The sequence below is a fragment of the Peribacillus frigoritolerans genome, from assembly GCF_040250305.1.
Taxonomy (GTDB): domain Bacteria; phylum Bacillota; class Bacilli; order Bacillales; family DSM-1321; genus Peribacillus.
The window spans coordinates 1940599-1964212 of record NZ_CP158190.1 but is presented as its reverse complement, the minus strand read 5'-3'; the positions used below and the strand labels follow the sequence as shown (position 1 = coordinate 1964212).

Genomic DNA, 23614 nt, shown 5'->3' with positions numbered 1-23614 from the left:
CCGCTTTCTTTAAACTTAAGAAATGAGCACTACTAAGTAGTGCTCCACATATCTTAATATTCCATTTGGCGATAGTATCTTCTAAGTGTTAATGGATGATTTCTTTCACGCTCAAGGTAAACGCTGATTCGACTTAATACTGACCAGTTAATACTAACAGAAAAGTGCTTTCTGAATTCTTCGCTGATACCTTCCATTTCAAAGCTTTTGGTATCAATAACCGTTAAATTTTTCGAGATATTTTCTACAAATCTCTCTACACGGTCCATCAGCGGTCTAGTTTCATCTTCTCCTTTTAGTAAAATAACACTTGTATCTTCAACAACAAGTTCAAGCGTACCATGGAAAAACTCTGCAGCGTGGATGGATTTCGCCTGGATCCATTGCATTTCCTCTAAAATGCACATTGCATATGAATAAGTGTTTCCCCATAGGTTACCAGAACCGACCATCATGTGGTAATCCGTATCTTTATGTGTAATGGCAAATTCCTCTGCTTTTTTGTCAAAAGATTTAACGGCATCTAGAATTGCACGCGGAAGTAGAGAAACCTCCTTCGTGAATTGTTCATATTGCGGGAATTCATTGTTGTTATGCATGAAACGGAAGACGACCATGTACAAAAGCATAAAGAAAGTATCAAAAGAGTGCGTTTCAGAACCTGTCGTTATACAGTAATCCGCAATTTGTGTTAACGGAGTATTTGGCTCTGCAACTAAAGCGATTGTAGTGGCGCCTTTTCCTTTACAATATTCAGCCGCTGCAACTGTTTCTTGAGTAGTCCCGGATACAGATGTAAAAATACAGACTGAATCTTTGCTGAAATGCTTATGATTCATCACCATGAACTCAGCAGCAATTTCTGCATGGACATCGATGGTAGAATTTGATTTTAAAATGTATTCATAAGGATACATCATGGCTATGGTGCCACCAGCACCGATCAGGAATATATTACTGTAGCCCCTTTTTGTGATTCCATCTACGATTTCTTCAATCTGGCCTCTAAAAGCAAGGCCCTCTTTTTCTACAAGATTAAGAAATAACTCTTCATCAAACTTTAGCATCAACATCTTCCTCCCTGTATCTCTGTTTATTTGTTATGTCTTGTATTATATCTAAACATAATAATTTGTACAATTGTTTTATTTTAAATTTTAGTGCGTTTGTCAAGAGAAGGCCCAACTTCCCTTAACATTCTGCTAAGCCACGATATCGCTGTCGTTATTTTTCTTGGATCCATATTTCCTTTCCCAATAATAGTAAACCGGCAGACCTGTTGCGATGACGATCAATGCTGCAATCACTCCTTGAATAGGCGCCCAAGTAAAAGTTCCCCAAGCCAGCCATGATGCTCCAAGAATAGCTAAAACCGTCGTTAATCTCCACATTGGCATACGATAGATTGGGTTATAATCATCCCTTTTACGACATTTATAAACAGCGGCAAAGTCCATGATGTTAATAACCAATTGAATCAGTGTGAAATAGCCAAGTAACACTGTTAAATTACTGAAGCACACAAGAATACATGCATACGTAACCTGAACGATGATGGAGAAGCTTGGAGTTTCATATTTAGGATGGACCTTCGCAAAGCGTTGAAAGAATAGTCCGTCCTTTGCCATTGCATACTCAAGGCGGGGCTGAAACATTATGCAAGAGCTTAGCGAACCCAAGATAACAATAATCGCCGTAATGGCCACAAATGATGATGCAATATCCGATAATCCCGGAATATATTTTACAGCTTCGGAAACAGCCGCATTGGAGTTGATTAATTCTTCAAATGGCATCAAGCCGATGACACAAATGGCTAGCAGCGTATATAGAGCCAACACGATGAATACCGAACTAATAAGAGCTCGGGGAAGTATTTTCCCTGGATTTTTGAACTCCCCAGCCATGAAACAAATTGCAGCCATCCCCGTATATGCCCATGTGGTTGCAGATACACCGCCTATTAAACTTGACTTTTGGGCACCAGGTCCTGGAGTATAAGCAAAGTTTTCAGGGTTCATATACATTATTCCCAGCACAATGACGATCAGGAAAGGAATGATCTTGATAGCCGTGATAATGACTTGGAAAAGACCTCCTTCTTTCACACTTCGATAATGAATCGATGTGATGAGCAGGATGATCGCAATACCCAATAATTTCCCGGCAACTCCTGAGAAAAATGGGAAAAAGGTTGCTAAATAAGAAACAATCGCTAAAGCCATAATCGATATGGATGGAGGATCCAACGCCCAGAAAGTGGCCCATCCATATAAAAATGCCAAAGGCCTCCACCCAGCTTTATTCAAATAAACGTAACCGCTTCCATTTTGGGGGTATGCTGTCGATAACTCGGCCAGAACCATTACTTGCGGTATGGCAATCACCCCGCCTATTATCCAGGCTAGAATAGAAATGGAAGGAGTACCCGCAGCCCTTGCAACATCACCAGATGAGACAAAAATACCCGATCCTATAGTAGTTCCAACAGCAATTGCTAGAGCAGACCAAAAACCCAGTTTTCGTGTAAGTGTGCCATTACTCATAAAGAGTTCCTCCAAATTAGATGATTAAATTCCCAATTCCCTTACTTTTTCAATAGATTTCATGATTGCATCACTTGGATTTTGATAATAATTTGATCCCATAATCTCTAGAGTACAACTTCCTTTGTAACGATGGCTTTTAAGCATCAAACCTTCCTTCTCAGCTACTTTGGTTAATTGAAAGATTGAGTCACTTGCATACTTCCATGATTTCTCTTGTGAAACAAGATTTAATTTCCCTTCTCAAACTCCTTATATTTCCTAGTATGTTGCGATAAACATACAAATGAGGCTCCCCACCCCATAATTCAATGCTTTTAATCTCAAGTTTGTCCATGCAATCCAAAAAATAATGAAAAGGGAAATGCCTAAAAGTGATATTCATCCCTGCAATATTAAATTCTTTCACCCCCTCAAAACGACTTATTATTTGTTATGTTTTGTATTATAATTAACCAATACATTTATTGCAATAATTATTTTGAATATTTAAAAAATATTAATTCTCAATATACGGAAAATGCATGATTTTATTGTTCATCACACCTTTTTATCAATTAACTATTTATTAGTGAATACGAATGATAGAATGTTAAAGTATTTATACCTAGTGCAAAAATTTCTCTGGTACATTGTAAGTATTATATTGGTGATTATTGTTTGAAATATGATATACCTGTAGAATGGATGTTAACCTGGGGGATTTCCAAGAGAATGTATCCTGAAATATTGTCAAGTGAGTGGTTAATAAAGAATAAACACCTCAAAAAAGCTGTAAATTGAAGTGAATCTCCTTAAATGGTGTATTTTATTGGGAAATATAGGTTGGTTTACACTAATACTTCGTGAGACGAATTAGTTTCTTTAACTTTTAAAAATAGCAGATAGTACAATTTGTACTATCCTAGCGGAAAGGACGTGCCATAATAATGAATCACGACAAAACAGCCACCACTAAAATTCGTACAGGCCCCATGTTTGCGGTGATGCTGGCTGGTGCTTTAGTCGCTTTCTTAAATCAGACTTTAATCAATATCGCATTGCCTCAATTAATGACTCATTTTGATATATCAGCTGCAACAGCTAATTGGCTTACAACAATCTTCTTATTGGTCAATGGGATTGTCATCCCGATTACCGCTTTCTTAATGGAACGATTCAATACAAGACAATTATATCTTGCTTCGATGGGACTCTTTGCATTAGGAACTTTTTTATGTGGAATTGCCCCCAGCTTCTCCGTCTTATTGATCGGACGTGTGGTTCAAGCTGCAGGTGCGGGGATTTTGTTCCCGTTGATTACAAATGTAATTTTCACTTTATTTCCGCCTAACAGACGCGGTTTCGCAATGGGCATATTTGGTATCGCGATGAATTTTGCCCCAGCTGTAGGACCGACATTATCAGGATGGATTATCCAAAACTATTCATGGCGGGTTCTATTTTTCATCATTTTCCCATTCGCCCTGCTTGACTTCATCTTTGCCATTTTCATCATTAAAAAAGTAGGGAAAACCAGCCGGCCTAAACTCGATAAACTGGGTGTAATTCTATCCACTATCGGATTCGGCGGGGTTCTATATGGATTTGCTACAGGCGGTACCAAGGGCTGGGGCAGTCCTGAAGTACTGACGATGTTCCTTGTCGGAGGAATCAGTTTAGCTTTATTTGTCTGGAGGCAATTCACTGTATCTCATCCTATTTTGGAATTTAGAATTTTCCGGTATCGGATGTTCACTTTAACGACAATCATCAATGTCATCGCAACTATGGGTATGTTCTCCGGAATGATCATCATGCCAATCTATATGCAGAATATCCGTGGGTTCACTCCGATGGAATCCGGTCTCATGCTATTGCCTGGCGGGATTTTAATGGGGATCATGTCTCCTATCACAGGTAAGCTGTTTGATCGATTTGGTGCAAGATGGCTTGCGGTGAGCGGACTTGCCATCACTATCATTACAACCTATCTTTTAGCGCGGCTACAAACAGATACGTCCTATTCTTATGTGGTGTGGGTATATACGATTAGAATGTTCGGAATGTCGATACTGATGATGCCTATCTTCACAGCTGGATTAAATGAATTGGCACTTAGCCTAAATAAATATGGAACAGCAATGGTCAATACATTGAGAATGGTAGCAGGCGCTGTTGGCATGGCATTCTTTGTTTCCATCATGACAAACCAGGGAACGAAACATGTACAGGAAATCTTATCTCAAAGGAATATATCACCAGATAATACATCACAAATGGCGATGGCCATTAAACAAGGCAGCGTAATGGGTGTGGATGATGCATTCATGATCGCAACAGGTTTGACCATAGTTGCATTCATACTGGCCTTCTATATACGGCAAACATCACCACAAGAAGATACCATTACAAATCGCCTATCAAAAAAAGCGCCTTGAATAATCAAGGCAAAATTCAACCTATTTTCCAAAGTAAAAAAAAACCTTATATCATTAAACTGACTTGCCCCATGAAGACATATAAATGCCAAAAAAGAGACACTTTTTATGAGTGTCTCTTTTTTTGCCCAAATTACTTCCTGGCCTCCAGATGACGGCCTTTATTTTGATCCAGCGTAATCCCATGTCTCTTCAGAAAATCTTCTAAGAACAAAGCCAGCAATTCACAAATTGCTCCGGTACTTTCATATGCTGAGTATATATTTACATTCCTCTTATATATTTTAAGATAATGATTTGGACAAGGGGAATGTATTAATGAAAAAGTTAGTTACTCTGCTTTTTTCAAGTTTTTGCATTGGAATTGGTATTAACCTGTTTATCGTTCCCATTCATCTAATAAATGGCGGGATATTTGGAATAAGTTTGTTAATCAAATATGTTTGGGGAATCCAGGTTGGACATACCATGATCATGATCAATATTCCCATATACCTTTTATCTCTTCTATACGATAAGTCTTATTTCTTTAATGCCATCCTTGGGTTAGCTTTTACATCAACCATTATTGATTGGCTAACACCACTAAACGGTTTGGTTCATCTACCGATCATAACAAGTGCCATTATCGGCGGAATGACGATTGGGATTGGTGTCGGTTTTATGCTGAGACAACATATTAGCCCCGGTGGAGTGGATTTACTAGCACTATTAATCTCTAAAACCACAGCAACTAATCCTGGAATTATTATTTTTATCATTGATTCTCTCATAGTTATTGCGGGAATTATTATATTGAAAGACTTAAAGTTAATGTATTCCCTCATCACGATTTCCTGTGTCGGGATATGCGTCATTTTATTCAATTCTTTTAAATCAATAAACTTTTTTACAAGATAAAGCTGCAAAAGGATCAAATACATTGTTCGCAATACATATTTACCAACACTTCAGGGATAAAAGCAGAAAAGGTATGGAATATTTTTTAAATCCTTCATCAAAAAGGCATTGGTTAAAGCATCCACTGCCTTTTACATTAAAGAAAACTCCAAAATCACCTTCAAGCATGGATTTTTAGACTAGAATAATTGGGCAAACGATAATCTTTATTCATGATTTTGTGATCAACTCTCTCTTAAGGATGTAAAAGATCAAACGGAGGAAATCCTCACTAGATTTAAGAAATTTGCGACACTCCTGCCAAAAAACTGGCTAGCCGAGTCCCCAGGGACGCTTGCTTTGATGCGGCTTGGCAGGCAGTCGCCGTTTACTCGTGATTTCAGTACGTTTACTCGTCATTTCGTGCTGCATTCGTGATTTCGCGCCGTTTACTCGTGAATTTTACTGTTTTACTCGTGAGTTTGCGACGTTTACTCGTGAATTTTGGCTATTTACTCGTGATTTCAGTACGTTTACTCGTGATTTCGTGCTGCACTCGTGATTTCGCGACGTTTACTCGTGTTTTGCTGTTTTACTCGTGAGTTTGCGACGTTTACTCGTGAATTTTGGCTATTTACTCGTGAGTTCAGTACGTTTACTCGTGATTTCGTGCTGCACTCGTGATATTACTGTTGAATCTCAATAATTTTTTATAGAATGCATTAATAAAAGGAAAGTGGAATATGATTAGAATGTCAATCTAAGGGAGGGAATGAGAATAAATGAAAAAAATAAAAATTATATATTGGATTTTTACAGGGCTTTTAGTGGCACTAATGGTTTTGGGCTCTATACCGGATATAATGTCTGTTCCCGATGCAGTCGCTTTATTTAATCATTTAGGTTATCCCACCTACCTCCTACCCTTTATTGGAATTGCCAAATTATTAGGTGTCGTGGCAATACTTATTCCTGGCTTTCCGAGAATCAAGGAATGGGCTTATGCAGGTTTTGTATTTGATTTGACGGGTGCTATGTATTCAAGCATATCAGTTGGCGATCCCGCCAGTGGATGGCTTCTTTTCATTATCGGATATATTTTGATAGCCGGCTCTTATATTTATCATCATAAAATATTAAAATCCGCTTCAGTGAGTAATAAGGATAGCGTAACAATATAAATAAATTAACAATGAAAAAACACCGATATCGGTGTTTTTTCAAAGTGATATTACTTTCACCTTCGTTTTCCTTTCTAAATAGAAATTAAAAGAGTCCCAATAGGTTTTCCTTATTGGGACTCTTTTTTTAAGAAATTTGATGATTAACTTACTGTTTTTGAAGTCAAATAAGCGACAAGTATATAGCGTTCAGGTGCTGACCCGATATAATCAAAGGGGTAACAGGTACTGACGGTTAGCGTTGCCCGTGGTTTTGGTACGATCACGGTTCGATCATCCTCATCCACAATTCGAACTTTTTTGATTTTGTATGTGAACTCTCCTGCCGATGTTGTTACTATCAACAAATCTCCTTCGCTAACTTGCCCGAGTTTACGGAATACCGTATCTCTATGACCGGAAAGAACGGAATTGTCATTTTCACCAGGTAGCACACTTCCTGCAAAGTGACCAACGCCTTTTTCCAATTCATCCTCGTTTGTGCCATGGAAAATAGGGAGTTTTGTTTTTAGTTTGGGTATATACAGTTCCCCGATTTCTTCACCCGTTTTAGGGCGGACAGGATATAGCTCTTTCTTTGTTGTTTTATTACTTGGTGGTTTCTGTACAGTTTCATCTACTTGGCTACTTGGAGCATGAGTCTTGTAAAGAAAGTAGCCTTTTGCAAACTTATACATATTGGATGTGGAAAACCAAATTCCAAATAAAATAATGGCAATTGTACAAGAAAGCAGAAGCAAACGCTTTTTCTTTAATTGTTTCATATTAAGCTTTCCTGATTTTTCGATACATCAAGCTTCCGAACAAGACAAGAAATAGTCCTAAAAGGGCGCTAGGCAAATAATCGGAAGCGGTATTTGGCAGTTTAGCCCCTTTTACGGTTTGATTTTCTGAATTTGTATGAGTACTGATCTTTTGCTTTACTGGTTTAGCAACTGGTGTTTTTTCAATGGTTTTTTGCACCTCTTTTGCAGATTCCTTTATTTGCCCGCCTGCATTGGTAAGAGTGTCAGAATCGACCATTTCACCTGTTATTAAAAGATCAGCCAAGAACTTTCCGTCAGTATTATATATCGCTATTTTCAGGTTAGCACCCTTCAATTCTTCCAATTTCATTAAATCCATAAGGGATACAGGTGATTCCGAGCCACTTTTCACAAGGGAATAGGATACATTAAGCTTAAAGATTGAAAGTAATTCTTCATAGATTGATGCCATTTCAGCTATCTGTTCAGCTGTAAGCTCGGTTGCTACATCGAATTCCTCGAAAGCCATCATGCGGTTGCCCAATGCTTCTAGTTGCTTGACTGTTTCCGGATTGGAAAGATGCTCTTCCAAAGACATTAAGTGTTCTTCAAGCCGCTGTAGTTCCTCTTCCGTCAAACCGAGTTCTTCCTCGAAAATGGGAAGCAGATCTTCTGCAATCTCACCATCTATCCCACCACCAGTAAGGTTCCAAACAGTTTCTTCAAGATTATCTATGTATATATAATCGTTAATGTCTTCACCATTTTCTTCCAACATTTGAAGCAAGGCTTGTTTATCTAATCCATAATTCTCATTAAAATAATCTAAGTTGCTTAGATCTGCCTTTATGACATCACCCAAGAATTCGCTAAGTTCTTCGACAGATTCAAATTCTTCCAGGCTAAAATCATAAAGTTCCAATGACGCTTCGATATCTTCTTTTGTTACTTCGAAGCCTCTTTCCTTGCTAACTTTGGCTAAATAATTGACTAATTCTTTGTCAAAGTTTGGATCGCGTTCAAAATCGCCCTCTTCTGTATAGAAATAAACAGCTTCATCTAAGTCCCAGATAAAGATATAATCGTCTAGTTCTTCGCCATTTTCGTGTAATAGATTAATTAGGCTCTCATTAGTCAGATTATAATCTTCATAAATGGCATCTAAATTACTTAAATCTGCCTTAATGACTTCGCCTAAGGCTTCTTTTAAATCACCAATAGATTCAAAGTTTTTAATACTTTCATCGTAAAAAGAAAGAGATGTTTCAATATCATCCTTCGTCACTTCAAAACCCCTTACAAGGCTTACCTCTTTTAAATACTTTGTAAGTTCTTGCTCAAAATTTTTGCTTGGTGATGCCGATGCTAATTGCGGGAATAAGCTAATTAACAACGAAAATGAAACTAAAATCGTCCACAGTTTTTTCATACTTTTCTCCTATTCATAACATTTCATATGTTTCTAGAAAATTATAAGGTAATAACAATAATTTAACAATGAAGTTATTTTTTCCAATAGCGAAAAATTTCTATTTTACTTACTTTGCTAACAAACTTTTTAAAAGCATTTACCCTCTGTTCGGGGTAATTTAGACGTATTTCTTCCTATTAATATATTGATTTCAAAAAGAGGGATTACAACAACCCCTCCCCTTGTGTCTCCAGATAAAAGAATTATTAATATTAATACGGTTATATAGACAAGAGTATAATTTTTTAATTCATTCACTTTTATCCATGTACTTCCCTTAACTATGGGGATGTTAGTGATGGTATGTTCCGTTTCAATCAATCTTTTCTCAAAAGACCTGCAGATATCTTTTCACATTGAGAATTTTAAAACCCGCCATTATTAACTCATTTTTAAATTTACAAGTTTTTATTTTTTTTCGATATACGGTTTAGTCGAGCAAGAGATTGCCGAAATAATTGGTGAATAAGCACCGACAGCTAAAGGAAGACCTAGAAAGATATATCGAGTTAATGGTGAATTGGAGACTAAAACGGAATAGACCGATTAAAAACCCAGGACACTCAATTCCTAAGTGGAATTCTCACATCTCACCTTTTAAATTAGATTAGGAACATAATGCTCCTTTTTTTGTTCAAATGGTAATCGGAAGTTTTATGTGTTGCATGTTTTCAAATAAAAAAACGCCTATTTTGGCGTTTTAGCAGTAGTTCATCAAGGAATTAATTCATTGCCATTTATTTTTTATCTTCTGACCTTCCTCAAAAGACAAAGATTTTTTATCTATCATTTTCAATGAATTACTCTTTAAATCCAATTCATAAGTATTTAATACCCAAGGTAAATCTTCCATATTGTAATAACTCATTGTTTCTAACTCATTTTTCTCATTGAACCTTGGCGGTAAAGTATAGGACAAAGCACTCTTTACTGATACTATTTTTTCATTATCAACATAATACAGATAGCCCGCCTTTGTGTTACAGTCTAATTGATTTGAAACCACCACGATATCAGGATAAGATTTTGATATTATCGGAAACACAGTTCTTTGGGTTTGGTTATAAGGATAATCCTTTAATATGATGGATGTCGTTTTTATTTCTTTTTCACCTTGTTTTTGAATTAGAAAACTATAATTACCTATAAATACTTCATCGCCTGTGCTGCAAAGGTAATAGTCTGTTTTAGTTTCTTTAGGAGCAAAAAAATAAACATCATAACTAATCCCTTTAGTATCTTTAACTTTTAACAAAACTCTACTTTTTTCAGAAACATTAATTTCTGTTGCATAAGAGTAAGTTTGAAGGTGTAAATAAGTAAAAAGAAATACTGCTATAAAAAATACTCTTGTTAACTTCATTAGGTTCACTCCTATTAAAATAACTATTGCTGTATTTTCAATGCATTTTAGTCCCCAAAAATGAATTACGAAGTGTCGATATCGCAGCCCTCCTTTAATTTAATATTTGGAGACTTGAGAATTCTATACTGCTTTTCACGCGCATCTCAACTACCCTGCTAAATAGGCTGACAATTCCCTTATTCAGTCTAAATTGGCCATGCCAAAAAACCCTCCTAAACTCTTTTGGAAGGGTGTTTCTCTGTAACACAAAACCGTTATTTGGCCAAATCCAGGAACGACTTTTCTCATTTTCTTAACACTATATCCACTGAAGGAGTTTCTTGCTACGGAAGCGAGCGACTCTTTGTCCGACGTTCCTGGTAACTTTCTACGATTAACTAAATTGATTTAACCAATTTCAAAGATAATCACGGCTGATTTTTTTCCTATCGATTGGATCACTTATATTCTTCTTCAATAATTTATTCTCCCGTTACTTTATCTAAAAATAAATTAATAGTCATTCTACCTTAACCTTAATTTGATCAATGGCATTATACCCATAACCTTTTTTATTCCAAAAAGGAAAATTCGGTTGAATTTGACCAAATGAATCTGTTGCTCTGGATTTAATCGTGTACTCACCTTTTTCTAATATATTCCACTCGTATGACCAACTAACCCATCCATAACCAATATTCTGATGAGGTAATATATCGGCGTTTCTCCATGTATAGCCACCATCAAGACTAATTTCCATCTTTGTAATTACTCCTTTTCCTGTCCATGCAATTCCTTTTATTGCATGCTTACCAGTATTTATAATTTCCATATCCAGCGGTTTTTGGATAGTCGAATTGATATTTATTGTAGTAACTGGGTATGCGCCTTCATTATTGTATTTATTTGGATAATACACATAATCATTTGTTTGAAACGGCCCATTGAATGTAGAATTAATAACACTTATCTGCTTTATCCACTTAACAGATGCCATTGCATACCACTGCGGAACGATTAACCTCAATGGATAACCATGTTTAAAAGGAATTGGCTGGTTATTATATTCATATGCAATAATGGTATCTGGATGCAGTGCTTTCTCGATAGGCAAACTCCTGGTATAGGTATAAATCTCATCTAGATCTTTCCTATTTCCATAATCATAACCCTCCACGACAACTTCTTTTGCCCCTTCCCCTATTCCAGATAATTCAAGTATTGTCTGTAATGGTACACCTTTCCACCTACCTTGGCTAATAGCTCCCTTTCCCCATTGTTCTCCAAATATTTTAGGTTCGAAGAGATTACGCTTGTCACCCGAGCATTCCAGGACAACTTCCAAAGTTTTTGATGGGTATTGAAGAATGTCTTGCATGGACAGTAGCAAAGGGGCGGATACTAACCCATTTATAGGGAGCCAATAGTTTGAATAGGAAAGAGTCGGATAAGAAAAGTGGTTCCTTCTATAAAATAATTGGTTTTCCATGCTATCATTATTGATGAAATGAATCGGTGTCTCCTGATTTTCCGGCTGCAAACTTCGTGTCAATAAATAGGGTTTCACTTTATGTGGATTTGTCATAATTTCCTCCTAATTAAAATGAATCATTATATATGTATACGTTCAGTACAGCCAAATTAGGTTATTGGTATATTTTCAACTTCAAATATTTCACCAAGCGAGCTTTATGCCGGCTTAAACTGGCCCGCCTCTCGAAAAAACTTATTGTAAGTATATTTTTCATTTGAAATAATTATAATTGGACTAGCTGGCTATTCGGGACAGAACAACAGTGATGAGAGGCTGCCTATCATATTTTAAGAAGGAGTGTTTCTAATGGATAGTGCTATACAAACTTCTTTTGAAAATTTACTTTCTCAAGATAAGGACTTACAATACGAAGCCTACAATCATATCCTTGCTTCTTCCAAAGAAGAGGTGGCCTGGGCTTTGATGTATGGAACCAATTGAAGGAGGATTTAACTCATTCTGATAACCACCGAAGATCAAGGGCTGCACAATTTCTTTGCAGTTTGGCGAAAAGTGATCCTGAAAAAAGAATGCTAACGGATTTCCCATTGGTTTGGGAAGTGGCAAAAGATAAAAAATTCGTCACCGCAAGGCATAGCCTACAATCTATATGGAAAATAGGTCTAGCTGGCGCTGAGCAAAAAGAAATGGTAATAAAAAGTCTTGTTGATCGGTATTTAAATTGCGTTCATGAAAAAAACTACACGTTAATTCGTTTTGATATTATTCAAGGACTTAGGAACTTATTTAATGAAATAAAAGATGAAGAAATAAAGCAAATCGCACTGAATTAGTTGAAAAAGAAGAGGATGCAAAATATCAAAAGAAGTATGCAAATGTATGGAAAAATATGTAGAAACGCCAACGTTGTATCATTATAAAAAGGAGAATACATATCAGGCGTTTATAATATGTATTCTCTTCTTGTTAAACAAAGCTCCATTTCGTGGAATTCATAACCTTTAGGATATTAATCCAATTGCATTTTTTAGAACTTTCGGTGCCTTTTTTATTCCTTCTGTTCCAATAAAACTGCTCGCACTCGCTATTAATATACTTGAAGAAATGAATTTGACCACATAAAAAATTCCTGATCCAATAATTAGATCTAGGATTAAAAACCTTTTAATTGTTGAGCCTTTTACTATATAAATAACGATTTGGTCGTTTTTCTTCATACTCAGAATTGTCACACCCTTATCTTTTTATAAAGGGTATGACAAAGAGGGGTTGTCATATTCTTCTGCACCATGTCTTTCCTTTATAATAAAACTGATTTCCGTCAACTGGAACTGGTAACCCTCTTCTTCTAAAACATATAGATTCACTTAAATTTTACCAAAATTATGTTTTTAGCTGAATACATATGAGTAACTCTCATACCCTTGTATGATACTTTCCCAAAAGAAAGAGCACCCAATGAATGGATGCTCCAAGGAAATGGGTTCTAACCCTTAATGGTGTTAGCAATTGTTTCTTGTTTTTACTGCAATCACAACATCATTTTTTATCCTCTTTTTTCTTGCTGTTATTTTTATCTTCTTTTTTCTTGCTGCCATTTTTATCTTCTTTATTCTTGCTGCCATTTTTATCTTCTTTATTCTTGCTGCCATTTTTATCTTCTTTATTCTTGCTGCCATTTTTATCTTCTTTATTCTTGCTGCCATTTTTATCTTCTTTTTTCTTGCTGCCATTTTTATCTTTACTCTTACAACATTTATTATCCTCTTCATTACTGCATTTCTCTAGTTTAAAACTATATTCCAATTTAAAACAGCATTTTTCTTCTTTAGACTTATGGTCTTTCTTACTATTATTTTTATCTTTATTACTATAATATTTATCTTTCTTACTATTATATTTTTCCTCTTTTTCTTGTCCCATGTAATTCACCTCCATATCATGCTTTGTTTTATATTATGGAAATTATTAAATTGTGCTTGTGCTTGTCCCCAAAATAATTAAATTACACATTTAATACACAGTGAAAAAGCACCCAGACAATGAGTGCCTTTCAATGATTTATAAAAACATACAGAAGATGTTTAGGCACACACTTATTTTACTAATAACATAAAAAACCGCCTACCCATGGATAGACGGTCACGTAATATTCTTGGAATGATGGATGGAATGAATGGTACGCTTATAAAAATCTTAATTATAATAACCTCAAAAATACAGGAGAATGTATTAGAGATGTTTAATAAACTTACAACACTCATTAGGATGCATACTTTATTTTTCCCATTGTTAGGAAACCTCCATTACATATGAGGAGGTGTTTTTGATTAAACTTAATCTCCTGTTTGGGATATTTGATCGACAATTTGACTCAAAGCTTCATTTATTGGTGTAGAAGAGTGACCAAGTAATTTTTCTAAATCGTTGCTCTCAATCTCTAATCCACCATTTCGAATACCTTTTTGCGTATTTACAAGCATAGGGAGGTAGGCTTCTGGTACCCCTGCACCTTTCATCATGTTCGCATAAGCAATATCATCGATATGCTGTAGAGGTACTTCTTTCCCTAATACATTTCCAAGGGCAGATGTTAATTCCTCTTGAGTCATTGGCTTACCGGAAAGTTCGTAAACTGTATTTTCATGTCCTTCTCCGGTCAATACATTTGATGCTGCCTCCGCTAAATCTTGTCGAAGTACCCAGCCTGCTTTTCCTGTTCCTGCTGATGTTATCCAAGGTGCTCCTGCCATCACGCCTTGTATGCTTCCGATTTCATTTTCCAAATACCAATTGTTCCTTAAAAACGAGTATGGAATACCTGTTTTCAAAATAGCTTCTTCTCTAGCTTGATGTAATGGAGCGAGGAAAAATTTGCTTTGACTTGCATTTGTTAAACTAGTATAAGCAATAAATTTAACTTGAGCATGTTGAGCAGCAATTAAAGCATTCGTATGCTGTCTCATTATTGTTTCATGATCCCCAAACGTAGATATTATTAAAAGCCGATCAATTCCTGAAAAAGCAGCATCTAATGTTTCTGGTTTATCAAAGTCTCCGTGTCGAACTTCTACTCCGCGAGCTCGTAATCCTTCTGCTTTCTCTGGATTTCGTACACTAACAGCTAATTGACTCGCTGGTACAGTTTTTAATAACGTTTCTACAACCTTTGTCCCTAATTTCCCTGTTGCACCTGTAACTAATATTTTCATCCTTTTTCCTCCGATTTTAATTTTTTCGTATTAGAGGGCGACAATAGAATCTAAATAATTTCTCCATCAATAACCCTTAATAATTGTGTATTGATCATCTTAGTAAAATAATTTTTAATGAGTTTATTTATATAGCCCCCTTCATTTTCCAGAGATATACGTGAACTTGTTGAATTATTAAGTACAGGTATATACTATATCCACGGTCACAATAATAAAAGTAGGCATTTTTTTATGACATAGTCACAAAAATAGGACCATTATGAGAGAGAGGGGAAAATACAATCAATGGCTCGATTTAATTTCCAAGGAGAACCGCCTCCTGAAGAACAAGAAGAAGTATGCTCTTTGACACTTACTCAAAATGTAATTTCTGGAAGATGGAAAATTGTTATTTTATGGTATATAAGTCGACAAACAAGAAGATTTAACGAACTTCAAAGGTTGTTACCGGGCATTTCAAAAGGAATATTGACAAGACAACTGAGAGAATTGGAAGAGGACGGAATGGTTCACAGAGAGGTGTATAAAGAAGTTCCTCCTAAAGTAGAATACTCGCTAACACCACAAGGGAAAAGCTTTATCCCAGTACTGGACATTATGGGAGATTGGGGTAAAAAATATATGAAAAAAATACAAAGTGAACAAAAAAACTACTCCATTGAAGATAATAAAAAAGGGCTATAGTATTTAGCTTGAATTATACCCGGATAAGAGACACACATGAACAAGTGTCCCTTTTCCGGAATTTTTTATGCTTCAAAAGATGTAATGAGTATGAGGGGATTTTAAATTAAGATGCTTTTCAGTGGACCCTACCCTATAATTATTCTGATAATCTACTACATAAAAAGACAAAAATTTATATTTGGAATATTAACAAACTCGTCATGCCTTTACATGAAGGAACAATTTTCTTTTTTAATAAGTTCCAGCTGATTTCAGCAATCCGCTCCCTTTCCGCCGACTGTCTGCCAAGCGTATGTGGGGTATCGGCTAGCCAGTTGTTCGGCAGGAGTTTCGCAAATTTCTTCAATCTAGTGAGGGTTTCATTCGTTTAATCCAATATAAGAACATGAACGATAATCAATTTTTCTTTTATAATCCTGGTTCGGGGTGGGAGGATTCCGAACCTCCTTTTGTCGTCAACCTGAAAGCACCCTTTAGGTATTTTTTTCATTTTTCCACTTCCCTCTAACAGCTCCATTCGATATCACGATTCATCCCTATCAATTAAAAGAGAATCAGAAATGAAAAAAATTTGCCTATTAACAGCTTCTTGGTACTAATCTCTTTTTCTCCTAATAAACTTAATAAACTAACTATTTAGGAGGGGTGCAATGTTTAATCAAAAACTGGATAGTAATAGTCCACTTATATGTAAAATTAATGACATCACTTACCATAAATACAAACTATATAAGAAGTCATATGAGCGGGAAGTATTCGTCATAAAAGATTACGGTGAAGACCGCGGTAATACTAATAAAAGTATTGCGTTGTTCGAAGCAGTTAAAGATCATTTTGACCGTTTTAAAATTGCAAAAATTGTTAAAGAAATTAATAAAGATAATATTTTGCTTGATAGCGATCTCATCCTTATAGACAAAAAAGGAAATGAGCTGCACCTATCAGGTTGTAGTTGCGGGTATGCTGGCACAGGTTCGCATGGAACTGTTGAAATTTTGAATAAGGCTGGATTCGAGATAGATAGAAGGTTTGTATTTTGTTCAAAAGGATTCACTCTTTTTCATCCAATTGAAGAAAAAGAACTTTATGGCGAACGTTTATAAATTATATACACTCACTACCTCAACTTATGCAGTTAACTGATAGAAGTCGGTAAAGAGGACACGGTAGTATGCTAATTACAAGAAAAAAGTGAAATGGTTATTCAAATACAAGGATTATGCAAGATAGAATATGGAAATCTATGAAATGCAGTCAGACAATCGGCTCCCTTTCATTATTTAATAAATAAAGCCTTAGTAACTGATAAATCAGTAATACCAAGGCTTTAAAGCTATTAATACATTGACATTAATTTAAAATCGGGATATATCTCCGAAAAACAACAATATATCGACGAAAAGCAGGATATATCTCCGAAAACAGCAATATATCTTCGAAAAGCAGGATATATCTCCGAAAAAAAGCAATTTATCGACGAAAGACGAAAATCGAGGTATATCTGTATTCGGATAATTTTTGCCATAAGAAAAGTCCATGCGACCAGGATTTGCCGCATGGACTGGTTTGTATAATTGCTTAATACACGGAAAAAGTTTCCGCATGAAGTCTCCTTAAGGATTCCCATGGTTCCAAACAGTTATGAACTAATTTCACTGCGAGACCCTATTACTGCAGAAGCTGTTATTCCTCAAGCATGCCCTTCACTCGCTTTACTTTGTCTTCCATCCTGCGTTCTTTATCACGACGGTCATCGATTCGGATATTCGTACAGACTCTAGCAAGACCTTTTTCAAAAGGTACTTCGTGCATCGCTTGGATCACTTCAAACAATTTAGGCAGGTCGCCTTCAATGATTGTATTCATGGGTGTCAGTTGAAAACGGATTTCTCCCTTATCTTCATATTGCTTTAATACTCTTTGAATATCTGCCACATAGCTGCTAACACTTGGAGTTTGTGTACCGACAGGAATAACTGTTACATCAACAATTGCCATTTTTATTCACCAATCCTTTTTATGTATTAATCAAGAAGCTTACTGACATCCATCCTACATAGACGGATGTTTTTTACTATTATAACTCAAACTTCGCACCTGGGAAATTTGATATAGCTTTGCAGCGTGGAATTCGAAAATCAAAGCACTTCTACTGGCAAGAAAATTCGGTCAATTAAAAAAGAATTATTGATTTTTGACACTTGACCTGCTGACTAGGTCATCAGCTGCTTTTATTATACATCCCTTATAATGCGTACGAGTAGAATTGGTAATTCCAGTAAACAAATCCACCTCTATTAAAATAGAGGTGGATTTGTTTTAGATCGATTTATTATGCCTTATCTTTTCATTTAAATAATCCTTATAGACTAAAACAGCAACAACAATAAAACTTAGACTAACAAACCTGAAGATCATCTCTAAACTGATCCATTCAGCTAAAATACCTAATACAAATGCGCTAACTCCAACACCTACGTCAAAACTGGAAAAAAAGGTTGCGTTGGCTGCTCCTCTTTTTTCTTCACTTACCTTTTGAACAGTCCATGTTTGTAAACATGGCATAACAGTTCCATAACCTGCCCCAAATAAAATCGCCGCAATGATAAGTTGAGAATCATTTGTCGTATACGACAGGATAACAAGTGAAAAAAATCCTAACACAGCTGACATAATGATAATAGACCAAGGTCCTTTTTTGTCATACCATTTTCCGGTAAACGGACGTAGTAAAGTTGAGACAGTTGCATTGATAAGGAAGAATAGAAAAATATTATCTACTTCCCTTTGTTTTCCAAAAAGAACCAAAAATGTAATGATAGCCCCAAAACCAAGTGTTGTAATAACTGTAAGTAATGCTGGGAACCATACGTCTTTTTCAAAAATCATATCCAAAAAGCGAAATGGCTTCTTCTCACGCTTTACAATAGTAGGTGAATATACAAATTGAAGCGCAATTACTGCCAACAAGCTCAGTATTACTGATGACCATATCAAAATAGCGAAGGAAAAAGAGTCATAGATAAGGATACCTATACTCGGTGCAACGATAGCCCCGACTGTTGTGGATATAGAAAAATACCCTATTCCTTCTCCTAAGCGTGTCTTAGGAATCAAATCCACTACTATTGTACTATTAGCTGTGGTTGATACCCCCCACGCTGCACCATGGAAAAGTCGTAACAATAGAAGAAGCCAAATAATATTTAGAAACGGATATAGTATCGTAATGATCATTAAAGCTATACTTGCACAAATGGCTAGACTTTTCCTCCGGTTATCAATTAAATAGTAACCTACAAAAGGCCTGATTAAAACAGCACCTATCGTAAATAATGATGTTACTAGACCAACCTGAATGGAAGATGCATTCATACTTAACAAATAGGCAGGCAAAATAGGAAGCAACATTTCAAACCCAATAAAAACTAAAAAGTTGCTTATAAATAAAAAAAGAAATGATTTATTAAAGATTCTTTGATTTTTCATATAATTATTCCTCGCTTCTAAATTATTTTTCTAAGTTAGAAGCGTTTGGAACACCGAAACGTTTTTCAATTGTCTAAGGTTTTTAGTCAATTGACTCACCCTCTCTAAACCCTTTAAAAAATTATCAAACAATCATATCAGAACCTCCACTTATAAACAAGCTAATTTTTAAACAGCTTTATTAAAAATTAAATGACTTTATAGTAATTGGAGCAACTTTATTGTCATCCTACAGGAATTAACATCACAGTTTTTGCCATTGTATATTTATTCCAACAAAAAAACATCCTCGACAGGATGCTTTAAAATTACTAGGCTATAGAATCAGTTCAAAAACAATAATCAGAATAAAATTAAGCAGCTAAGTATATACGTTTATAATATGACTCCCGCAAAGCTTCCTCTTAATACTTGTTCCTCATTCTGATTTGCGCATAGGAAAGTTGCCAATATAGATATTCTACCATTATCTTTCTTTTCAAACTTTTCGATCGTTACTTCACATATTATTGTATCTCCTGTAAAAACTGGTTTAATAAACTCAAAATTCATAGTACGAGCCAGTACATTGTTTTCTCCACCAACTTTTGTTGGTAAACAAGCAGTCAACAACCCTTGAATAACAAGTCTCCCCTGTTCATCGGGAGTAATATGGTGATTCCCCTCATCCCAGGATACTTTTGTGAACAATTCAACATCCTCTTTAGTGAAAGTCCGTTCAAATTTAATAATATCCCCTACGTTTAAAGACAACTTTATACCCCCTTGTATTTTTATCCTAATTTAATCGTGTAGACTTAAACGATTGTCGCCATTATATTACTTGAAGTTTTTCAGGATAGATAGCCCTGGTAACGTCTAATGTGCACAAATTCTCCCCATTAAAAATGCTGTAATGTTTAGTTTTACCTTGTTAAAAGCAGTCTGAATTTATCCCTTCTCATTTTAAATGTGACATATATTCAAATGCCGTTATTCCATATACGCTTTTAAAATGTTTATTTAAATGGGTTAAATCAACAAAACCACAATCAGCAACAGCTGAATAAATATCTCCGTTTTTTTCTATTAGCTGCTTTGCACGTTCTATCTTGCAGTTAAGAAAGTATTGGTATGGTGAAATTCCAGTATGGGCCTTGAATAATCTGATAAACTGGAATTTAGATAAATTAAGCTCTTTACATATCTCGTCAAGTTTAAGTACATTGTCTAAATTGGTATGAAACATATCCTTTGCTTTTCTAATTGAAGCGTTATCTTTCTTACAGTCTGTAGAAAGATTAGTTTGAATAAGGCTATCTGCGAGGGATAAGAGTAATTCACTGCACAAAGCCTCATCTTTATCACTTAAAATAGCATTAGAAAGATTTAATATTCTTTGTTCAATTCTATAATCATACACAATGGGAGTTGAAAATCGTACTAAATCCTTTTTCTCAATAACCTCTAAAAGCAATTGTGGCTCAATATATAGCATAACATAGTCAAGACCTGCCTCATCATGTGCCATTCCGTCATGTGCCTGTTCTGGATTAAAAAGCATAACACCATTTTGATATGACAATTGTAAACTTCCATCCAAGTTATAATGTTGAATACCACGCAATGTTACACCTATAGCATATTCCTTGTGAGAGTGCTTTTTATACGTAAAATCAGTTATACTGGCTGACAACGCTGTAATACCTGCAGATTTTTTATAGATAAATTTGTCCAATTAATTCACCCCTTATCTACAACCAAATCATTATAGCAGAATAAGCTAAAGATAATGCCATCACGGCATTAACAAACTTTTCATGCTTCTGTAAAAACTCCTTGAAGATCGTACCGAAAAGAACCCATGTAATAAATGCTAAAAATCCAACAATGGTAATAGAAACAACACTTATTGTCACTGCAGGCATTGCGGTATAGTGGGGCATAATAAAGCTGGGAATTACAGTCATTGTAAATAGAACCACCTTAGGATTTAAAAACTGCATAAGGAAGCCTGACATAAAAGTGGCAGTTTGGTTTACAGTTGGTTTTGATGTATCCATTTTATAAATTTGATAAGCGAGATAGAACATATAAAAGCTTCCGATTATCTGTATAACGATCAAAATTTTTGGGATTATCGTTACTAGCATAGTATTCAACATAGCAGAAATAACAAGTAATAAACCAAAAGCAATAGTTGCTCCATACGTATATTCCATTGCCTTCTTTGTCCCCATATTATGCACTGTGGATAATATCACGATATTAGTAGGTCCTGGTGTAAAAGTTACAATAAAACAGTAAATTAAAAAAGATGTAATATTCATGAGGAAAACTCCTTTCAAGTAAATCATATATTACATCTTAAAATCAATTGGTATATAGTATATTATTGCAGGTTTATTAGGGTACCTCAAAGACCTCACAGAAAACAGCTTTAACCCTTTATCTTGCCTTTTGTAATATGGGAGTACATAAAGGTTTATTTCAAAAAGAACATCAAAGGATAGTTTACAGTTTTTGAAAGTAAGTAAATATGTCTCGAATGATTGCTCAAATTCTAAGTTACATAATCAACCGTTTTGATATATGCTTGGAAAACCGTATAATCCTCTGGTACTGCCCTCTATAAAAACTTACCATTACTATATGAGTAAAAAGTTATTTGGAGTAATATGATTTTTTCTTCTGTCAATTAAAGCAATACAGTGAGCCAATCGTTCTACCCCTAGTTTAATTTGACTCTCGTTCACTTGAGAGATGCATAATCGAACGAGATTTTCCTTTTTATATTCTGCTAAAAACATCCTTGAGGCATCATCAACATATATATGCTGCTCGTTTAGCATATGAACCACCTGTTTTGCTTTCACATCCTCGGGCAAACTGATGGAAAGATAGAATCCTGAATTCGGTTTAGAAAAAGAAGTATTAGCCGGCAGCAATTCATCACATGCTTCCTGAAGGATTTGCATTTTAGTACGGTATACATCTTTTACTTTTTTGAGATGACTATTAAACATACCGCTTTTTAAGTAGATTTCTAGCGCCCCTTGAGAAAGTGCTGAACTATTAAAATCCGAACTGAATTTATATCGCAAGAAATTGTTAATCATTAATGCAGGAAGAACGACAGTCCCAATCCTTAACCCGGGGAGAAAAATTTTCGAAAGGCTTTTAATATAAATCACTCTCCCAGAAGGATCAAAAGAAAATAAAGGATCTGATTTTGGATTTGGATCAAGGTCTCCTAAAATATCATCCTCCACTATATATACATCGTATTTTTCAGCTAACTCAACGATTTTTTTCTTTTCGCCATTCGTGTAACTATGTCCAAGTGGATTGTGAAATCTCGGGATAATATAGAAAAATTTTATATCATTATTTCGAAAAATGTATTCCAGTCGATCCAGATCAATCCCTTCCATTGATAATTCAATCCCAAAAGTAGTAGCTTGATGCAGATTGATCGACTCAATGAATCCAAAATAAGTAGGCTGTTCAATTAGAATATTGTTTTTCCCATTTGGAAATGGCATAGAAACTAATAAATGGAGGGCTTGCTGCGAGCCAGAAACAACCACTAATCTCTCCGGTTGAGTGAACACCTGTAAATTTTGCAAATATTTCACCAACTGCACTCGCAGTGGGTAAAGCCCTTGTTGATCAGAGTATGTAAAAAGCTCTTCCTTATAATGGTCAATTGCTTGATTCATACAATGTTGAAATTCCACATAAGGCATAACATTTTTATCTGGACCGGCAGACAAAAAATCAATCACCCCATTTTCTTCCGCTGCTTTTTGATAATCATTCACAACATAGTAGCCGCTTTTAGGAACAGAATAAATTAAATGCTCTTTTTCAAGTTCGTCGTATGCTTTAATGACCGTATTCTTGCTGCATGAAAAAAACTGGGATAACTGACGAACAGAAGGAAGTTTACTGCCTGCATTTAGTGAACCACCTGCTAGTCGAAGCTTAATTTCTTCCATTATCTTCATATATTTTGAGTTCATCAATTAATCCTCCTTAAACTGTACCAGGTCAGATGGGTAAAAAATGGGTTTATTTTTATTGTATGTACTCATAGTATGTTAATTATAGCAAAACTGTTTTTTATGATAAATAAACAATGGTACAGATGTGATACAA

General features: G+C 35.4%; 19 protein-coding genes and 1 pseudogene. 6 read left to right on the top strand and 14 right to left on the bottom strand.

The annotated features are described in order from the left end of the window. Positions 1-53: 53 nt before the first annotated feature. Together ABOA58_RS09715 and ABOA58_RS09710 are read right to left on the bottom strand one after the other, a co-directional pair. The gene (locus ABOA58_RS09715; protein ID WP_350302103.1) at positions 54-1067 is read right to left on the bottom strand and encodes an SIS domain-containing protein; all 1014 of its coding nucleotides are present in this window, start codon (positions 1065-1067) and stop codon (positions 54-56) included. Between the two features lie 135 nt (positions 1068-1202). After that, a complete protein-coding gene (locus ABOA58_RS09710; RefSeq protein WP_305162108.1) occupies positions 1203-2546 on the bottom strand; it encodes an amino acid permease in 1344 nt (447 codons plus the stop codon). Positions 2547-3475: 929 nt separating this feature from the next. On the opposite strand from ABOA58_RS09710, the gene ABOA58_RS09705 reads away from it, so the two are divergent. The 3 genes from ABOA58_RS09705 (at position 3476) to ABOA58_RS09695 (ending at position 7026) form a co-directional block, all read left to right on the top strand. Then, a complete protein-coding gene (locus ABOA58_RS09705) occupies positions 3476-4966 on the top strand; it encodes a DHA2 family efflux MFS transporter permease subunit (RefSeq protein WP_350302102.1) in 1491 nt (496 codons plus the stop codon). 318 nt (positions 4967-5284) lie between these two features. Further along, positions 5285-5866, top strand: coding sequence for a YitT family protein (locus ABOA58_RS09700; RefSeq protein ID WP_350302101.1), 582 nt, complete (start codon positions 5285-5287; stop codon positions 5864-5866). Between the two features lie 761 nt (positions 5867-6627). Continuing rightward, on the top strand, positions 6628-7026 hold the full coding sequence (locus ABOA58_RS09695) for a DoxX family protein (protein ID WP_137019823.1): 399 nt from the start codon (positions 6628-6630) through the stop codon (positions 7024-7026). Positions 7027-7169: 143 nt separating this feature from the next. On the opposite strand, the gene ABOA58_RS09690 is transcribed toward ABOA58_RS09695, so the two are convergent. The 4 genes from ABOA58_RS09690 to ABOA58_RS09675 form a co-directional block, all read right to left on the bottom strand. After that, entirely contained in the window at positions 7170-7790 is a 621-nt protein-coding gene (locus tag ABOA58_RS09690; RefSeq protein WP_350302100.1) for a class D sortase, read from the bottom strand. Between the two features lies 1 nt (position 7791). After that, positions 7792-9201, bottom strand: coding sequence for a processed acidic surface protein (locus tag ABOA58_RS09685; RefSeq protein WP_350302099.1), 1410 nt, complete (start codon positions 9199-9201; stop codon positions 7792-7794). A gap of 769 nt (positions 9202-9970) precedes the next feature. Continuing rightward, positions 9971-10606, bottom strand: a complete 636-nt coding sequence (locus ABOA58_RS09680; protein ID WP_350302098.1) for a hypothetical protein — start codon at positions 10604-10606, stop codon at positions 9971-9973. Positions 10607-11108: 502 nt separating this feature from the next. Beyond that, the gene (locus tag ABOA58_RS09675; protein ID WP_350302097.1) at positions 11109-12173 is read right to left on the bottom strand and encodes a sulfite oxidase; all 1065 of its coding nucleotides are present in this window, start codon (positions 12171-12173) and stop codon (positions 11109-11111) included. A 255-nt stretch (positions 12174-12428) separates the two neighbouring features. Here ABOA58_RS09675 and ABOA58_RS09670 point away from each other — a divergent pair. Beyond that, positions 12429-12978 (top strand): annotated as a pseudogene (locus ABOA58_RS09670) (hypothetical protein). Between the two features lie 644 nt (positions 12979-13622). Here ABOA58_RS09670 and ABOA58_RS09660 read toward each other — a convergent pair. Further along, complete coding sequence (locus tag ABOA58_RS09660) at positions 13623-14006, bottom strand: hypothetical protein (protein WP_350302095.1); 384 nt, start codon at positions 14004-14006, stop codon at positions 13623-13625. Positions 14007-14419: 413 nt separating this feature from the next. Beyond that, positions 14420-15295, bottom strand: coding sequence for an SDR family oxidoreductase (locus ABOA58_RS09655; RefSeq protein ID WP_350302094.1), 876 nt, complete (start codon positions 15293-15295; stop codon positions 14420-14422). A 288-nt stretch (positions 15296-15583) separates the two neighbouring features. On the opposite strand from ABOA58_RS09655, the gene ABOA58_RS09650 reads away from it, so the two are divergent. Then, entirely contained in the window at positions 15584-15982 is a 399-nt protein-coding gene (locus ABOA58_RS09650; RefSeq protein WP_350302093.1) for a winged helix-turn-helix transcriptional regulator, read from the top strand. A 653-nt stretch (positions 15983-16635) separates the two neighbouring features. Then, on the top strand, positions 16636-17088 hold the full coding sequence (locus ABOA58_RS09645) for a hypothetical protein (protein ID WP_350302092.1): 453 nt from the start codon (positions 16636-16638) through the stop codon (positions 17086-17088). Between the two features lie 580 nt (positions 17089-17668). On the opposite strand, the gene ABOA58_RS09640 is transcribed toward ABOA58_RS09645, so the two are convergent. The 6 genes from ABOA58_RS09640 to ABOA58_RS09615 all read right to left on the bottom strand — a co-directional run bounded on the left by ABOA58_RS09640 (position 17669) and on the right by ABOA58_RS09615 (position 23478). Next, positions 17669-17983 (bottom strand): MTH1187 family thiamine-binding protein, encoded by a 315-nt coding sequence (locus ABOA58_RS09640; protein ID WP_053534483.1) that lies wholly within the window; start codon positions 17981-17983, stop codon positions 17669-17671. A gap of 321 nt (positions 17984-18304) precedes the next feature. After that, positions 18305-19474: an MFS transporter gene (locus ABOA58_RS09635; protein ID WP_350302091.1), complete on the bottom strand. Its 1170-nt coding sequence runs from the start codon at positions 19472-19474 to the stop codon at positions 18305-18307. 375 nt (positions 19475-19849) lie between these two features. Further along, positions 19850-20227 carry an FAS1-like dehydratase domain-containing protein gene (locus tag ABOA58_RS09630; protein WP_350302090.1) on the bottom strand — a complete coding sequence of 126 codons (378 nt, stop codon included), beginning with the start codon at positions 20225-20227 and terminating at the stop codon, positions 19850-19852. 187 nt (positions 20228-20414) lie between these two features. Beyond that, positions 20415-21191: an AraC family transcriptional regulator gene (locus ABOA58_RS09625; protein ID WP_350302089.1), complete on the bottom strand. Its 777-nt coding sequence runs from the start codon at positions 21189-21191 to the stop codon at positions 20415-20417. 16 nt (positions 21192-21207) lie between these two features. Beyond that, complete coding sequence (locus ABOA58_RS09620) at positions 21208-21783, bottom strand: LysE family translocator (protein WP_350302088.1); 576 nt, start codon at positions 21781-21783, stop codon at positions 21208-21210. A gap of 318 nt (positions 21784-22101) precedes the next feature. Further along, positions 22102-23478 (bottom strand): PLP-dependent aminotransferase family protein, encoded by a 1377-nt coding sequence (locus tag ABOA58_RS09615; RefSeq protein ID WP_350302087.1) that lies wholly within the window; start codon positions 23476-23478, stop codon positions 22102-22104. Between the last annotated feature and the right edge of the window lie 136 nt (positions 23479-23614).